The organism is Blastococcus sp. SYSU DS0539 (assembly GCF_054050855.1).
In genome coordinates, this window is sequence record NZ_JBJHAF010000003.1 from 167,031 (window position 1) to 182,677 (window position 15,647).

Genomic DNA, 15,647 nt, shown 5'->3' on the forward strand with positions numbered 1-15,647 from the left:
CCGGTCATCGGGCGACCTCCACGGGACGGCGGCGGGCGAGGACCTGCCGGTAGACGGTTTCGGTGTCGGCGACGACCCGCGCCCAGCGGTAACGGGCGCGGGCCCGCTGCACGCCCGCGGCGCCGTAGGCGGCGCGCCGGTCGTCGTCGGCGAGCAGCGCGGCGAGCACCTCACCGAGCCGCTCCGGGTCGCGCGGGGGCACGAGGTCGCCGGTGACGCCGTCGGCGACGGTGTCCTGCAGCCCGCCGACGGCGGTGGCGACGACGGGCCGCCCGCAGGCCATGGCCTCGAGCGGGGTGATGCCGAACGGCTCGTACCACGGCACGGCGAGGACGACGTCGGCCGACCGCACCCAGGCGGGGACCTCGGCGCGCGCGACCGACCCGGCGAACACCAGCCGGTCGGCCACCCCCGCCTCGGCGGCGATGCCGCGCAGCCGGCGCACCTCGGGGTCGGCGTCGATCGCGTCCGGGGCCGGGCCGCCGACGACCACCAGCTCGGCGTCGGGCACCGCGCGCAGCGCCCGGACGGCGTCGTCCTGGCCCTTGCGCTCCACCAGCCGGCCGAGGACGAGCAGCCGCTTGCGGTCGCCGCGCGGGGCGACCGGGCCGCGCGGGGTGAAGACCGAGGTGTCGACGCCGCACGGCACGATCGAGACCCGGTCGCTGGACAGGCCCAGCCGGCGCAGCTCGAACACCTCGTCGGAGCAGGTGGCCACCACGTGGCTGACGGCGCGGCACAGGCCGCGCTCCAGGTCGATCCGCTCGGCCGGGGAGGTGTCGGCGTCCCCCTGGTGGCGGCGCTTGACCGAGCCGAGGGCGTGGAAGGTCTGCAGGACCGGCACGGGGGCGAGCAGGCCCGCCGACGCCTCGACCGACGCCAGGCCGCTCATCCAGAAGTGCGCGTGCACGACATCGGGGGCCTGGGCGGCCCAGCCGTGCCGCAGCACCCGGGCGAAGGCCGGCATGTGCTCGAGCAGCTCGTCCTTGGGCAGCACCTCGGCCGGGCCGGCCGGGACGTGGACGACGTCGTAGCCGTCCTCGGTGGTCACCCGGTCGGGCAGCGCGGGGTCGTCGCGGCGGGTGTGCACGGTGACCTCGTGGCCGCGCCCGGCCAGCCCCGCGGCCAGGGCGGCGACGTGCACGTTCTGCCCGCCGGCGTCGACGCCGCCGATCGCGGCGAGCGGGCTGGCGTGCTCGGACACCAGGTCGATCCTGAGCCGGTACGTGGCCGGCTGGTCGCTCCTCATCGGGTCACCTCCGCCAGGAGCCCGTCCCAGTCGCGCAGGAAGCGGTCCAGCCCGTAGCGCTCCAGGACGGCGGCACGGGCGGCCTTCCCGGCGAGCCGGGCGGCGTCCTCGTCGTGCAGGAACTCCCGGACCGCGGCCCACAGCCGGTCGGGCCGGGTGGAGAGCACCCCCGCCTCGGCCGGGACCGCCTCGACGGCCTCGGTGGTGGCCAGGCCGACGACCGGCAGCCCCAGGTGCATCGCCTCCAGCAGCGAGAGGCCCAGCGACGTCCAGCGGACCGGGTGCACGTAGACCCGGCGGCGGGCCAGCTCCGCGTGCATGGCGGCCTGCGGTGGGTCGTCGTGCAGGGCGACCCGGTCGGGGTCGAGGCCGTACCGCTCGTGCAGCCCGGCCAGCCCCATGCCGAAGACGTCGACCGGTGCGGCGGCGGCCAGCCCCGGCAGCAGGTCGGCGCCGACCGTGCGGCCGCGGCGCACCGGCTCGTTGGTGACGACGGCGGCGCGAGCCAGCTCGCCGGTGTACCGCTCCCCCGGGTCGACGATGCCGTGCTCGATCACCGTCGTCGGCGCCCGGCCGTTGTCGTAGAAGAGCTCGTTGAAGAAGGTGACGTGCGCGATCGGGATGTCCGCCTGGTCGGCCATCGGGTGCCGGGTGTGCGGGACCGGCCCGTCACCGGGCTCCAGGCCGGGAGCGTTGTGCTCGAGGAAGACGGCGGGCAGGTCGCGGCCGGGCTCGCGGCCGAGCCACTCCCGCACCAGCTCCAGGTCGCGCGGCCGCTGGAGGACGACGACGTCGACCTGCTCGTCGCGCAGCTGCGCGGGCGTCACCTCGCGGGCCGACGCCGGCCAGTCCCAGGTGCGGGCGCGGCCGAGACCGTCCGGGCCCCGATCGGGCACCACCGGCAGGAGGTACTCGTGCCGGCCCTGGACGAACGCCGTCGTCCACGAGCCGTGCACGTGCCAGAGCAGGATGTTCACGCACTCACCTGGATCCCCGCCGCCGCCGTTCCGGCCGCGACGTCAGGACGGAGGACGGCCGGGTGCTCGACCGTGCGGAGCTCCTCGACCGCGGCGACCACGTCCTGCGCGGTCACCGAGGTCAGGCAGGGGTGGCCGGGCACCGGGCACTCGCGGGCCCGCGTGTCCCGGCAGGGTGCGTCCTGGTCGCCCAGGAGCACCGTGGGCACGCCGTAGGGCGCCCACCGCGCGGCCGGGACCACCGGCGCGAACAGCGAGACCACCGGGGTGCCGACGGCGGCGGCCAGGTGCGCGGGCCCGGTGTTGCCGACGACGACCGCGACCGCGCCGTCGAGCAGCGCGGCCATCTCGGCCAGCGAGGTCTCCCCGCCCAGGTCGACGCCCCGGCTGCCCGCGACGGCAGCGGTCAGCTCCCGCTCGCCCGGCCCGCCGGTGACCAGCACCCGGTGCCCGGCGTCGGCCAGCGCCTCGACCGCCTCGGCGCAGCGCTGGGCCGGCCAGGCACGGGCCGGGACCGAGGCCCCGGGGTGCAGCACCACGTAGCCGGCTTCGTGCGCGACCGGGGGCAGGGGTCGTCGCACGGCGAGCCGGCCGTCGTCACCGGCCGGCAGGTCGAACCCCGCGGCCCGGGCGAGCGAGAGCGCCCGCTCGGGCTCGGGGAGGTCGTCGTCGACGCGGTGGCGGACGTCGAGCAGCGTGCCGGGGTAGTCGACGCTGATCGCCGAGATGCGGGGCACGCCCGCCGTGCGCAGCACCAGGGCCAGGGGCAGGGGCGACTGGTGGAACGACGTGGAGAGGACCGCCTCGTCGGGCGCGAGCGCCCGGACGCGGTCGGTGAGCGCGGCGAGGTCGGCGGCGTCGACCGCCGGTGGATCGCCGAGGATCCAGGGGCAGGCCCAGGTCCACACCTCGTCGACGCCGGGCAGCAGCGCGGCGGCGGCGGCGCCGGCCGGGCCGGCGAGCAGGACGACGCGGTCGGCGCCGGCGGCGACGGCTCGCACCAGCGGCCCCTGCAGCAGGACGTCGCCGGCGTTGTCGAGGCGGGCGACCAGGACGGTGCGCGTCACCAGCGGCCTGCCAGGACGTCGTCCACCGCTCCGGGCAGGGTCGCCGCGACGTGCGGGGCGGCGTCGACCTCCTCGCGGCGGGTCACCGGGGTCGGCACCATGATCCCGGTGGCACCGGCGGCGGCCGCGGCCTCGACGTCGGCACCGATGTCGCCGATCACGACGCAGCGGGCCGGGTCGACGCCCAGCCCGGCGCAGGCGGCCTTGACCATGCCCGGGGCCGGCTTGCGGCAGCTGCACCCGTCGTCGGGGCCGTGCGGGCACACCTGCACGGTCTCGAACGGGCCGAGCAGCTCGTCCAGCCGCGCCATGCACGCGTCGACCTGCTCCCGGGTGACGAGCCCCCGCGCCACGCCGGACTGGTTGCTGACCACGCCGACCCGCACACCGCGGGCTCGCAGGCGGTCGAGAGCCTCCTTCGCCCCGTCGACCGGACGCACCCATTCCGGGTCACCGTTGTAGGGGAAGTCGTGGACCAGCGTGCCGTCGCGGTCGAACAGCACCAGGTCGGGCAGGCCGCGCCACCGCTGCACCCGCCGGTGACCCACGATGCCCTTGAGCCAGTGCCAGGTGGCCAGTGGCGGGATGAGCGCGCTGGTGGCGAGCATCGTCGTCACCTCGGCGCGGTCGCGCGGGCCCGGCCGGATCCGCAGCCAGGCGAACTCGGCGGTGCCGGCGGCCCAGGCCGCCGCCGCGACGAGCGCGGCCCGAGGCCGCCGTGCGGCGGCGAGGCCCACGGCGGCGAGCGCGGCGGCGGTGACCGCCGTGTGCTGCGGACGGCGGCCCAGCGGGGCGTCGGCGCGGTGCGGGGCGCGCCAGTCCGGCCCGTGCAGGCGGCGCATCAGCACGTCGTCGGCGTTGCCGGCCTGCACCCGGACGCTCACCCAGCGGTCGGTGGGCCGGACGGGGTGGTTGATCCAGCGCTCGCCGCGCACCAGCCGGGCGCCGGTGTCCATGATCCGCAGCGCGAGGTCGGAGTCCTCGCGGAAGGCGCGCGGGAAGCGCTCGTCGAAGCCGCCGACCGCGGCCAGGGCGCTGCGGCGGTAGGCGAGGTCGGCGGTGATCCAGCTGGAGGTGGCCAGCCCGGCGGTGCCCCGCTCCCAGTCGGTGGGCCGGCGGTGCTCCGGCAACGGGACGCGCACGCGGCCCTGGCTGCCGGCGACGTCGGACGGCAGCCCGCTGAGGTCGGCGTCCAGGCGCTCGTACCAGTCCGGGTCGATCACCACGTCGTCGTCGAGGAAGGCGATCCACTCGGTACGGGCGGTGCGCCAGCCCAGGTTGCGGGCGCGCGCCGGCCCGCCGCCCCCGGTGCGGACGACGCGGACCGGCGGGAGACCGGGGCGCTCGGGGAGCAGCGGCTCGCCGGCGGGCCGGTCGTCGACGACGACCAGCTCCGCCGGTCGCGGGCCCGGCGCCGTGGCGAGCGCATCGAGCAGGACGTCGAGCGAGGGACGCCCGATCGTCGGCACGACGACGGTGCACTGCGCGAGCATGATCACGTCGTGCCCCTTCTCCATCGGGCGAAACACTACGGGCTTGAAGTGTTCTCCACGGCACCCGATCGGGGCACGCTCGCGCCCGGGACGACCGTGCGCGGGCGGTCGGCCCCACCTCTACCAGTGGGCAGAGACGGATCGCAGTGCCCCCCCCCACCGGTGGCCGGGGACCGGTCGCGGAGAGCAGCAGGTCAGCGACCGGAGGGGGCCAGGCGGCGACCTCGACGGCGCACCGGTGCGTTCTCGCAGATCCTGGCGGCCGGCCGGGGAACGGGTGAGGTACCGCTGCCGCGGGGCCCACCACCGGCCGGCCTCGTGGTGGGGTCAGTCCTGCAGGACCGGTCCGTAGACCTCGACGATGTCGTCGATCATCGCCGAGAAGCCCTCCGAGCCGATGAACTCGTCGGGCACGTACTGCTCACCGAGGACCTCTACCGTCTCCTCCTTGCTGAGGCAGTTCTCGATCGCGCCCTCGAGCGCCGGAACGACCCCGTCGGGAACACCCGCCGGCGCGGCGAACCCCCAGACCGACGTGCTGTAGACCAACTCGGGGAACCCGACCTCGGCGAGGGTCGGTGCGTCGATGTAGTCCACCCGCTCCTCCGGGCTCACCGCGAGCGGCACGAAGCTGCCGGCCTCGATGTTCTCCAGGACGTCCTGCGTGGAGTTGATGAAGACAGCGTCGACGTTGCCGCCGAGCAGCGCGGTCGTCATCTCGGCGTTGCCGTTGAAGGGCACCGCCGTCACCTCCACGCCGTACAGCTGGGCCATGCGCATGAGCTCCATCGCCTGCGAGGTGGTCGCGCCCGGAGTGCCGACGGTGAGCTCACCCGGGTTCTCCCGGGCGTACTGGAAGAACGCCTCCGCGTCGGCGAACTGCGATCCCTCACCCACGGCCAGCACCGAGGGGATCACCTCACCGACCGCCACCGGCACGTAGTCGTCGTTGGTGTAGCCGACGTCGGCCTGGAGCGGGTTGGTCGCGGAGGCCGGGACCGCGATGACGGAGATGGTGTGGCCGTCGTTCCCAGCGGCGAGCATCGCCTGCATGCCGACCGAGCCGGAGGCGCCCGGGCGGTTGTCCACCACCACGGTCTGGCCGAACTCCTCCTCCAGGCAGGTGCCCACGGTCTGCCCGAGGACGGTGATCGGACCACCGGCGGCGTAGGGCACGATCAGGGTCATCCGCTGGGTGGGGTACTCGGCGGCGGCCGACTCGCCACCGCCCTCGGCCTGGGGCTCGGCCGCGTCCTCACCGCAGGCGGCGAGGACCAGCACGGATGCCGCCAGGACGGCGGGGCCGGTGGTGCGGAAGCGTCGCATGATGTCTCCTCCGGAGGGATCAGTCGCTACAGGGCGGTGGACAGGTCAGCCGAAGATCGTCTCGTGGACCTGCTGGGTCCCGTCGAGCTCGTCCACGCCGGCGCACTCCTCCAGCACGGTGCCCGCCGCGCTGCTGGCGGACCCCTCCTCCGGTCGGGACCGCACCCCGGCGGGAGACCAGAAGCCCGCCGCCGCGGTCGTCCGCGGCCGGGTGCCGGTCCGCGGCGATGTTCGCCCGCACAGTCGGCCTCCGGCCGACTGTGCGGGGCTGGGACCGACTCACCGCGGAACTCCGTCAGCGGCCGGAGGGGACCAGGACGGCCACCTCGTCGGCGAACTCCAGCGGTGCACCGGTGCGCTGTTGCAGCTCCTCCCGGCTCAGACCCGCCACCATGTCGCGGACGAGGAAGCCGGTCGGCCCGACGTCGATCACGGCCAGCTCCGTGTAGACGCGGTTGACGACCCGGGCGGCGGTCAGCGGGTAGGTGCACTCGGGAAGCAGCTTGGGCCGGCCGTCGGGCCTGGTGTGCATCATCAGGACGAGCACCCGTCTGGCACCGACCGCGAGGTCCATGGCCCCACCGACCGCCGGGGGGAGGTGGGCGTCGTCGGTCGCCCAGTTGGCGAGGTCCCCCTGCGCGGACACCTGGAAGGCGCCGAGCACCGTGACGTCGATGTGGCCGCCGCGCATCATCATGAACGAGTCGGTGTGGTGGAAGTAGGAGCCGCCGGTCAGGAGCGTGACCGGCTGCTTGCCTGCGTTGATCAGCTCCCAGTCCTCCTCGCCGGGAGCCGGTGCCGGGCCCATGCCGAGGATGCCGTTCTCGCTGTGGAACACGATCTCCTTGCCTGCGGAGACCACATCGCCGACCAGGGTGGGCATCCCGATGCCCAGGTTGACGTAGGAGCCGTCGGGGATGTCGCGCGCCACCCGGGCGGCCATGTCGGTGTGCGAGAGCCTGGCGACGGTCACGCTTCCTCCTCCACCTCGACGACCCGGTCGACGAAGATGCCCGGGGTCACCACGCACTCGGGATCGAGGTCCCCCAGCTCGACGAACTCGCGCACCTGCACGACGGTGAGGGTGGCGGCGGTGGCCATGGTCGGACCGAAGTTCCGAGCCGCCTTGTTGTAGACGAGGTTGCCCCAGCGATCCGCGCGCAACGCCTTGACCAGCGCGACGTCCCCCTGGAGCGGCTCCTCGAAGACGTGTCGCCGGCCGGCGATCATCCGCACCTCCTTGCCCTCGGCCAGCAGGGAGTCGGCCCCGGCGGGGGTGAAAAAGCCGCCCAGGCCCGCCCCCGCCGCCCGCATCCGCTCGCTCAGCGTGCCCTGCGGGACGAGCTCGAGCTCGATGTCGCCGGCGCGGTAGAACTCCTCGAACCAGATGGAGCCGACCGAACGCGGGTACGAGCAGATGATCTTCCTGACCCGCCGCTCCCGGATCAGCGCGGCCACGTCGGTCTCGCCGCTGCCGGCGTTGTTGGTCACGATCGTCAGGTCCGTGGCCCCCTGATCGAGGAGCGCGTGCACGAGCTCCACGGGAACTCCGGCGGCGCCGAACCCGCCCACGAGGACGGTCGCGCCGTCCGCGATGCCCTCGACGGCGTCGGTCAGGGACGCCACCCGCTTGTCGATCACTGTGCCTCCGGGGATCGTGCCGCTGCAGAGCGGCCGGACGCCGACGGCGCTACCCGCCACGGCCGGTCACGCACGGTCGGTTCCCGACCCCCTCCCCTGCGCCGTCGACCCGGTCCCTCCGGTGCCGTCACCCGGTCCGGTGGGACCGGTGCCGTCACGGGGCGCCGTGGTCACGGCCTCGTCGTCCCGATCGACGGCCTGCGCACCGGGGGTGCCCTCGGGCTCCGCGGTGGTGCCGGTCGCCGCCAGGTCCCCCTCACCCGGCGTGGCCGGGCGGCTGCGCCGCCGGCGACGGATGCCGGCGACCGTGCTGACGATGACGACCAGCGCCATCGCGGCGAAGAGGGTGCCCGACATCGGCCGGGTGACGAAGATCGAGAACTCGCCGCCGGAGAGCAGCATCGACTGGCGGAACGCCCGCTCGAGGATCGCGCCCAGGACGAAGGCGAGCACCAGCGGACCGGGTTCGAAGCCGGTCTTCTTCATCAGCCAACCGACGATGCCGAACACCAGCACGACCCACATGTCGAACGGGTCGTTGTTCACCGAGAAGACCCCGGCCATCGTGACCAGCAGGGCGAACGAGGCGAGGATGCCCGAGCGGACCCGCAGCAGCTGCACGAAGAAGCCGACCAGCGGGACGTTCAGGATCAGCAGCATCAGGTTCCCGATGTACATCGAGGCGATGACGCCCCAGAAGATCTCCGGGTTCTGCGAGATGAGCTGCGGGCCGGGTGTGACGCCCTGGATGAGCAGGGCCCCGAAGATCAGGGCGAGCACGACGTTGGCCGGGATGCCGAGGGTCAGCAGCGGGATGAACGCCGACGTGGACGACGCGTTGTTCGCCGTCTCCGGCCCGGCGACGCCCTCGATGGCGCCCTTCCCGAACCGGGTCGGGTCCTTGGCCCGCCGCTTCTCCATCGCGTAGGAGGCCAGCGAGGAGATGACCCCACCACCGCCGGGCAGCACCCCGATGAAGAAGCCGACCACCGAGCCGCGGGCGATCGCACCGGAGGAGTCCTTCAGGTCCTTGCGGCTCGGCCAGATGTTCTTGACCTTGCCGATGACCGCCTGCGCCTTCTCGGTCTGCTCGACGTTGTAGAGGATCTCGCCGACGCCGAAGAGACCCATCGCCACGGCGACGAAGTCCAGCCCGTCGAAGAGCGAGATCTGGCCGAAGGTGAAGCGGGTGGTGCCGGTGATCGCGTCCTGCCCGATCGTCGCCAGCAGCAGGCCGAGAGCGGCCATCGACAGGCTCTTGATCGGGTGTCGGGTGCCCAGGTAGGTGACCAGCAGGATGCCGAGCGCGGTGAGGGCCACGTACTCGGGCGGGCCGAAGGAGACGGCGAGGTCGGCCAGCGGCGGCGCGAGCAGCGTCAGCCCGATGACGGCGACCGTGCCGCCGACCCAGGAGCCGATCGCGGCGATACCCAGCGCCGGGCCGGCCCGGCCCTGCTTGGCCATCTGGTAGCCGTCGAAGGTGGTGACCACCGACGCGGCCTCACCGGGCAGCTGCAGCAGCACCGAGGTGATCGTGCCGCCGTACATCGACCCGTAGTAGATGCCCGCCAGCAGGATGACCGCGGTGACGGGCTCGATCTCGTAGGTCAGCGGCAGCAGCAGCGCGATGGTCGCCGTCGGCCCGAGGCCCGGCAGCACACCGATGACCGTGCCGATCAGGACGCCGAGGAAGACGTAGAGCAGGTTGGTCGGGTCCAGGGCGACCGAGAAGCCCTGGCCGATGCCCTCGAGGATTTCCACGTCAGCCCCCGAACGGTGCGAAGACGATGCCGTCGGGGAAGGGTACGGCCAGCGCCTCCACGAACAGCAGGTGGAAGACCAGCGCCCCGATCACCGCGAGGGGAACGGCCCAGCGCCACGGCTCCCGGGCGAAGATCCGCAGCCAGAACAGCAGCATGAGCACGGCCGACACCAGGAACCCGATCGTCTGGAAGAGCACGACGAACACCCCGAGGCTGACCAGGCCCATGGCGATCCCGAGGGTGCCGCGGGTCCACGGCTCGTACTCCTCGGGGTCGTCGACGAACAGCAGGATCAAGCCCGTTCCGGTGAGCAGGATCGACACGATGAACGGCCACAGGCCCGGCCCCGGGGCGCTCAGCTCCCCGAGGCCCAGGTTGCGGGCGCCCAGCAGGGCGGCCACGCCGAGGAGCACCAGGACCAGCGGCCCGATCCGGTGCAACTGCTTCGACATCAGGGTCTCCGGGGAACGCGAGGACGGGGCCGGGTCGTGCCTCGCGGGGGCCGGTGCGGCACCGGCCCCCGCGGCGGCGGGGTGGCTCACTCCTGGAGGATCGGCCCGTAGGCCTCGACGATCTCGTCGATCCGGGTGGAGAACTCGTCGCTCCCGATGAACTCGTCGGGCACGTACTGCTCCCCCAGCTGCTCGCGGACCTCGTCCTTCTGCAGGCAGGTGTCCACCGTCTCCTCGAGCGTGGAGACGACCTCGTCGGGAACGCCCGCCGGCGCCGCCAGCCCGAAGACCGACACGCTGTTGGTGAGCTCCTCGAACCCGGACTCCGCCAGGGTCGGCGCATCGATGTAGTCCACCGGCTCCGGCGGGCTGATCGCCAGCGGGACGAAGCTGCCGGCGTCGATGTTCTCCAGGACGTCCTGGGAGGAGTTGATGAAGATGGCGTCGACGTTGCCGCCGAGGATCGCCGTGGTCATCTCGGCGTTGCCGGTGAAGGGCACCGCCGTGACCTCGACGCCGTACTCCTCGGCGAGCCGCCGCAGCTCCATGGCCTGCGACGTCGTCGTGCCGGGGACGCCGACGTTGAGCTCGCCGGGGTTCTCCTCGGCGTAGCTGAAGAACTCCTCGGCGGTGGCGAACTGCGAGTCCGCCCCCACGATGAGCGCCGACGGGATCTCGGTGACCGCGGCGATCGGGAGGTAGTCCTCGTTGGTGTAGCCGACGTCGTCCTGCAGCGGGTTGGTGGCCGAGGCCGGCACCGCGATCAGCGACAGCGTGTACCCGTCGTTGCCCCCGGCGAGCATCGCCTGCATGCCGACCGAGCCCGAGGCGCCCTCGCGGTTCTCCACGACGACCGTCTGGCCCAGCTCCTCCTCGAGGCAGCTGCCGATGGTGCGCGCGGCGAGGTCGGTCGGGCCACCGGGGGCGTAGGGGACGATCAGGTTGATGCTCTCGGTCGGGTAGCCGGCGGCGGCGTCGCCACCGCCGGAGTCCTCGGTGCCGGCGCCCTCACCGCCGCAGGCGGCGAGGGTGAGCACGGACGCGGCGATCAACGCGGGCCAGGTGGAGCGGGTACGGCGCATGGGTTCCTCCGATGGTCGGGGGCGGGAAGCGTGCGGAAGAGCGGTCAGCCGAGGATCGGTTCGTAGACCTCCTGGGTGCGGTCGAGGACCTCGGCGAGCTCCTCTGCCCCCGCGAACTCCTCGAGGACGTACTCCTCGCCGAGCTGCTCGCGCACCTCCGGCTTGTCCAGGCAGGTCTGCAGGGTGTCCTCCAGCGTCGAGACGACGTCGTCGGGCAGTCCGGCGGGGCCGGCGAGCCCGAAGGTCGAGCCGGAGAGGGTCAGGCCGTCGTAGCCCAGCTCGGTGAAGGTCGGGGTGTCGGGCAACCAGGACAGCCGCTCCTCGGGCGAGGCGACGAGCGGGACGAAGGCGCCCGACTCGATGTTCTGCACCACGTCGCTCGAGGCGTTGATCAGCACGGCGTCCACGTTGCCGCCGAGGAGGGCGGTGGTCATCTCGGCGTTGCCGTTGAACGGCACGGCGGTGACCTCGACCCCGTGCTCCTCGGCCAACCGCTGCAGCTCGATGGCCTGGGGCGTCGAGGCGCCGGGCGTGCCCACCGTCACCGTGCCCGGCTGGGCCTCGACCGCGGCGAAGAAGTCCTCCGCGGAGGCGTAGGGCGAGTTCTCCCCGACCGCGAGGACCGACGGCACCTCGGTCATGACGCCGACCGGCGTGATGTCGTCCTTGGTGTAGCCCACCTCGTTGGCCAGCGGGGTCAGCACCATGGTGCCCGCGGTGACCAGCGACAGCGTGTGCCCGTCGGGCTCGGCGCCGATCAGCTCCGTCGTCGCGAGTGCGCCGGAACCGCCCGGCATGTTCTCGACCACCACGGTCTGCCCGAGCTCCTCCTCGACGCATGCGCCCATGGTGCGGGTGGTCAGGTCGGTGGGCCCGCCGGCGCCGTAGGGCACCAGCATCCGGATCGACTCGGTCGGGTAGGACGCCGCGTCGCCGCCGTTCCCGCCGGTGGTGGTGTCACCGCCGTCGTCCCCGCCGCACGCGGCGAGGAGGCTGATCAGGGCGACGCCCGCGATGCCTGACGAGATGCGCATGCTCATTCCCAACGATCGTCGTTGACCGGTCGCCACCGGATGCCCCGGCCGGTGGTGTGGATCACCTGGATACAAGCACAGGGGGGCCCGGGCAGCCCCCCGAAACGACAACGATCCGGACTCGGTCAGGGCATCGCGAGCACGACGTCGATCACGTGCGGTCCCGGCTCGGCGTTCGCCCGGCGGAACTGCTCGGCGAACTCCTCCGCCGTCGTCGCCCGGCTGCCGGGCACGCCCATCCCGGCGGCCAGCGAGACGAAGTCGAGGTCCGGCCGGGCCAGCTCCAGCAGGTCCCTCGACCGCGGCCCGGAGGCCTCCGCCCCGACGTTGCGGAGCTCGCCCTCGAGGATGCGGTAGGACCGGTTGCTGAAGACGACGGTGGTCACGTCGAGCGACTCGCGGGCCTGGGTCCACAGCGCCGAGATGGTGTACATCGCGCTGCCGTCGCCCTCGAGGCAGACGACGCGCTGCCCGGGGCGGGCGACCGCCGCCCCCGTGGCGACCGGGAGGCCCTGGCCGATCGCCCCGCCGGTGAGCGTCAGCCAGTCGTGCCGCGGCGCACCGGCCGTCGGGACGGGCATCTGCCGCGACGACGTCACCCCCTCGTCCACCACGATCGCCCCCTCCGGCAGCAGCGCGCCCAGCGCGGCGCCGACGGTGTCCGGGGTGAGCGCGCCGGTGGGCAGGTCGGGGCGCAGCAGGGGCTGCCGGTCGGCCTCGGCGGCCGGGCCGACGAGGTCGGCCAGCGCGCCGAGCGCGGCGAGGACGTCGTCCCCGCCGTCGGCGAGCACGTGCACCTGGCAACCGTCGGGGACCAGGCTGCTGGGCCGGTCGGGGTAGGCGAAGAACTCCACCGGCGGCCGCGCGCCGACGAGGACGAGGTGCCGGACGCCGGCCAGCCGCTGGGCCACCTGCTGCCCGGCCCGGGGCAGGCGCTCGACGGGCGGCAGGCCCTCCCCGCGCTCCAACCGCGCCGGGAAGGTCTCGCAGAACAGCCGCGCCCCGGACGCCCGCGCCACCCGGCTCGCCGCCCGCAGCCCCGGCGCCCGCGTCGCCGCCCCACCCACGAGGACCGCGCAGGGCTCACCGGAGGTCAGGAGCCCGGCGATCTCCGCGACGACGTCGTCCGGCACCGTCCTCGGCCGGCCGGCCGGCCGGGGCGCCGCGGGCTCGGCGCCCTCGGACCAGGAGACGTCGGCGGGGAGGATGAGCGTCGCGATCCCCGTGGGCGGCGAGCAGGCCGCGGCGATCGCCGCCGCCGCGTCGGCCGCGACGTCGGCGGCGCGCCCGGACCGGCGCACCCAGCGGGACACCGTGCCGGCGAGCGCGTCGATGTCGCTCTCCAGCGGGGAGTCGTACTCCTTGTGGTAGCCGGCGTGGTCACCGACGACGGTGACCATCGGCGTCGCGGCGCGGCGCGCGTTGTGCAGGTTGGCCAGCCCGTTGGCCAGCCCCGGCCCGAGGTGCAGCAGGACGCCGGCCGGCCGGTCGGTCATCCGGCCGTAGCCGTCCGCGGCACCGGTCGCCACGCCCTCGAACAGGCAGAGCACCCCGCGCATCTCGGGAACGGCGTCGAGCGCCGCGACGAAGTGCATCTCCGAGGTGCCCGGATTGCTGAAGCAGACGTCGACGCCGCCGTCGATCAGCGTCCGGATGAGGGCCTGCGCGCCGTTCACGCGGCCGCTCCCGTCCGGTCGGCTCGGAGGTGGCCTGCATCACCGTGCGCGCCCATGGGCGGCACCGTACGCGGCGCTGGACCCACCACCTCATGCCGGGTCCGAGGGTCAGCGGCGGCCCTTGGTGGCCGCGGAGACGCGGGCCAGGGCGTCGGTGACGACGGCGGCGTCGTTCCCGAGCAGGCCCAGCAGGTGCGCGACGAGGTCGTCGTGGGTGACGCGCGCCGCCTCGACCCGTTCCCGCCCGGCCGGCGTGAGCCGGGCGTGCAGCAGCCGCTTGTCCCCCGCCCCGCGCTCGCGGATCACCAGGCCCTGGGCCACCAGCCGGTTGATCGTGCTGGTCACACCGGGCCGGGACAGTCCGACGGCGTCGGCGACCTCCCCCATCGAGGCCCGCTCGCCCGGCGACTCGGCGACCCGGCGGAGCGCCTCGAAGCCGGTGAGGGAGAGGTCGTGGTGGCGGTGCAGCGCCGAGTCGACCCGCCGGGTGATGCGGTCGTGCACCTGCACGATGCGCAACCACGTCTCGGCGGGGCGGGGAACTGCTCCGGGAAGAGCGGCGGCATCCCGGGGGACACCGCGCGCGAGCGCGTCCTCGGACCGTGGCACCCGCTTGTCGTCCCCTGATCGGTCCCCGGCGAAACCGGGCTCAGGCGGTCGCGGCCGGGCCGCGCCCGCGACGGTCGGCGTGCTGCCGCCCGGCGACGGAGACCAGCCCGCCCGCCGTCGTCACGAGCGCCACCGCCGCGGCGACGAGCGAGGCCAGCGAGACGGCGCCGCGGGCCGGGGCGACCGGCTCGGAGGCCGCGGCGACCCGCAGGTCGACGCCGGTGCTCACCGCGGAGTCCGCGCCGACGAGGTCGAGGGTCGCCAGGCCCGCCGGCGCCTCGGCGGGGATGCGCACGTCCACCCGCACCTCGCCGGCGGGATCCGCCGTCGCCGTGGCCAGGAGGGTGTCGCTGCCGTGCAGCACGATGCGGACCTGCTCGCCGGGGACGAAGCCGGCCCCGCGCAGGGTCACCGTGCCGCCGGGCTGCACGTGCGCGGTACCGGTCGGCCCGGACGCCGGGACGAGCGCGGTCTCGGACGTGCGGGACGGCGCGCTCCCGACGGGGGTGGCACCGCCCGTGGTCGGCGTCGTGGTCGCACCGCTGCTCGCCGTGGTGCCGGGCGTCGTCGTGCCGTTCGGGGTGCCCGGGGCGCTCGGCCGGGGGCCGGCGGTCGTGCCGCCCGCGGGCGAGGGGCTCGGGCCGGTCGGCTCCACCGTGGCGGTGGGCGGTGCCGGCGGGGGCGGCGGCGGGGACAGGGCCGCCTCGCAGTCCTCCACCGTGGGCCGGGTGAGCGTGTAGTCCTCGAGCTCGTCGACGTAGGCGAGGCCGGAGCCGTCCCGGGCGGTGAACTCCAGCCGCGGGTCGATCGTCTCGCCGGGGGCGACGTCGCCGGTGCGGAGCACCACGCTCCCCTGGGCGGCGAGGACGGCCTCGTCCTCGCCCGCGGGCCGGCGGCTGGTGGCCAGCCGGACGCCGTAGGGGGCGGTGCCCGCGACGACCTCGACCACGATGCCGCCCGGCCGGCAGCTGGGCCCGTGGGTGACGCGGGCGTCGGGGCGGGTGGGGTCGTCGATCGCGCGCGCCGGGGCCGCTCCGGAGACCGCGGCGCCGAGCAGGAGGACGAGCAGACCGGTCACGACACCGGCGGAGAGGGCGGTGCGGGTCACGCGGGCCGGCGTCGTCGACGTCGGCTCGGTGGCTCGCTCGAACCTGGTGGTCAGGCCGTCCTCCTGTTCCGATGCACTCGAGTTCCAGATGATGCCTGACGTGACGGTTCGTTGCCACCCTGTTACGCCCGTGTCGTGCGTGTCGTGCGGCGTGTCGACGATTCGTTCCC

General features: G+C 74.5%; 14 protein-coding genes. All 14 read right to left on the bottom strand.

Annotation, left to right across the window (positions count from 1 at the left end):
• Window positions 1–4: 4 nt before the first annotated feature.
• The 14 genes from ACI790_RS05160 to ACI790_RS05225 all read right to left on the bottom strand — a co-directional run bounded on the left by ACI790_RS05160 (window position 5) and on the right by ACI790_RS05225 (window position 15,477).
• Window positions 5–1,249 carry a glycosyltransferase gene (locus ACI790_RS05160; RefSeq protein WP_456568716.1) on the bottom strand — a complete coding sequence of 415 codons (1,245 nt, stop codon included), beginning with the start codon at window positions 1,247–1,249 and terminating at the stop codon, window positions 5–7.
• A complete protein-coding gene (locus ACI790_RS05165) occupies window positions 1,246–2,226 on the bottom strand; it encodes a glycosyltransferase (RefSeq protein ID WP_456568717.1) in 981 nt (326 codons plus the stop codon). The genes ACI790_RS05160 and ACI790_RS05165 overlap by 4 nt, the downstream gene beginning before the upstream one ends.
• Window positions 2,223–3,293, bottom strand: a complete 1,071-nt coding sequence (locus tag ACI790_RS05170) for a glycosyltransferase family 9 protein (RefSeq protein ID WP_456568718.1) — start codon at window positions 3,291–3,293, stop codon at window positions 2,223–2,225. Before ACI790_RS05170 ends, ACI790_RS05165 begins: the two co-directional genes overlap by 4 nt.
• The gene (locus ACI790_RS05175; RefSeq protein WP_456568719.1) at window positions 3,290–4,810 is read right to left on the bottom strand and encodes an HAD-IIIA family hydrolase; all 1,521 of its coding nucleotides are present in this window, start codon (window positions 4,808–4,810) and stop codon (window positions 3,290–3,292) included. The genes ACI790_RS05170 and ACI790_RS05175 overlap by 4 nt, the downstream gene beginning before the upstream one ends.
• A gap of 303 nt (window positions 4,811–5,113) precedes the next feature.
• Window positions 5,114–6,112: a tripartite tricarboxylate transporter substrate binding protein gene (locus ACI790_RS05180; RefSeq protein WP_456568720.1), complete on the bottom strand. Its 999-nt coding sequence runs from the start codon at window positions 6,110–6,112 to the stop codon at window positions 5,114–5,116.
• Between the two features lie 295 nt (window positions 6,113–6,407).
• Entirely contained in the window at window positions 6,408–7,085 is a 678-nt protein-coding gene (locus ACI790_RS05185) for a 3-oxoacid CoA-transferase subunit B (protein WP_456568721.1), read from the bottom strand.
• Window positions 7,082–7,753, bottom strand: a complete 672-nt coding sequence (locus ACI790_RS05190; protein WP_456568722.1) for a 3-oxoacid CoA-transferase subunit A — start codon at window positions 7,751–7,753, stop codon at window positions 7,082–7,084. The genes ACI790_RS05185 and ACI790_RS05190 overlap by 4 nt, the downstream gene beginning before the upstream one ends.
• 66 nt (window positions 7,754–7,819) lie before the next feature.
• Window positions 7,820–9,514, bottom strand: coding sequence for a tripartite tricarboxylate transporter permease (locus tag ACI790_RS05195; protein WP_456568723.1), 1,695 nt, complete (start codon window positions 9,512–9,514; stop codon window positions 7,820–7,822).
• 1 nt (window position 9,515) lies between these two features.
• Window positions 9,516–9,968, bottom strand: coding sequence for a tripartite tricarboxylate transporter TctB family protein (locus tag ACI790_RS05200; RefSeq protein ID WP_456568724.1), 453 nt, complete (start codon window positions 9,966–9,968; stop codon window positions 9,516–9,518).
• Between the two features lie 86 nt (window positions 9,969–10,054).
• The gene (locus tag ACI790_RS05205; RefSeq protein ID WP_456568725.1) at window positions 10,055–11,050 is read right to left on the bottom strand and encodes a Bug family tripartite tricarboxylate transporter substrate binding protein; all 996 of its coding nucleotides are present in this window, start codon (window positions 11,048–11,050) and stop codon (window positions 10,055–10,057) included.
• Window positions 11,051–11,094: 44 nt separating this feature from the next.
• Window positions 11,095–12,090 (bottom strand): tripartite tricarboxylate transporter substrate binding protein, encoded by a 996-nt coding sequence (locus ACI790_RS05210; RefSeq protein WP_456568726.1) that lies wholly within the window; start codon window positions 12,088–12,090, stop codon window positions 11,095–11,097.
• A 119-nt stretch (window positions 12,091–12,209) separates the two neighbouring features.
• Window positions 12,210–13,760, bottom strand: coding sequence for an acetolactate synthase large subunit (locus ACI790_RS05215; RefSeq protein WP_456568727.1), 1,551 nt, complete (start codon window positions 13,758–13,760; stop codon window positions 12,210–12,212).
• Between the two features lie 108 nt (window positions 13,761–13,868).
• Complete coding sequence (locus tag ACI790_RS05220) at window positions 13,869–14,270, bottom strand: MarR family winged helix-turn-helix transcriptional regulator (protein ID WP_456568914.1); 402 nt, start codon at window positions 14,268–14,270, stop codon at window positions 13,869–13,871.
• 139 nt (window positions 14,271–14,409) lie between these two features.
• Window positions 14,410–15,477 carry a hypothetical protein gene (locus ACI790_RS05225; RefSeq protein ID WP_456568728.1) on the bottom strand — a complete coding sequence of 356 codons (1,068 nt, stop codon included), beginning with the start codon at window positions 15,475–15,477 and terminating at the stop codon, window positions 14,410–14,412.
• Window positions 15,478–15,647 lie beyond the last annotated feature (170 nt).

What these genes read in the sequence shown, in the direction of transcription:
- ACI790_RS05160 (WP_456568716.1), bottom strand. Translation starts at nt 1,249, where the DNA reads ATGAGGAGCGACCAGCCGGCCACGTACCGGCTCAGGATCGACCTGGTG.
- ACI790_RS05175 (WP_456568719.1), bottom strand. Translation starts at nt 4,810, where the DNA reads ATGGAGAAGGGGCACGACGTGATCATGCTCGCGCAGTGCACCGTCGTC.
- ACI790_RS05180 (WP_456568720.1), bottom strand. Translation starts at nt 6,112, where the DNA reads ATGCGACGCTTCCGCACCACCGGCCCCGCCGTCCTGGCGGCATCCGTG.
- ACI790_RS05200 (WP_456568724.1), bottom strand. Translation starts at nt 9,968, where the DNA reads ATGTCGAAGCAGTTGCACCGGATCGGGCCGCTGGTCCTGGTGCTCCTC.
- ACI790_RS05205 (WP_456568725.1), bottom strand. Translation starts at nt 11,050, where the DNA reads ATGCGCCGTACCCGCTCCACCTGGCCCGCGTTGATCGCCGCGTCCGTG.
- ACI790_RS05210 (WP_456568726.1), bottom strand. Translation starts at nt 12,090, where the DNA reads ATGAGCATGCGCATCTCGTCAGGCATCGCGGGCGTCGCCCTGATCAGC.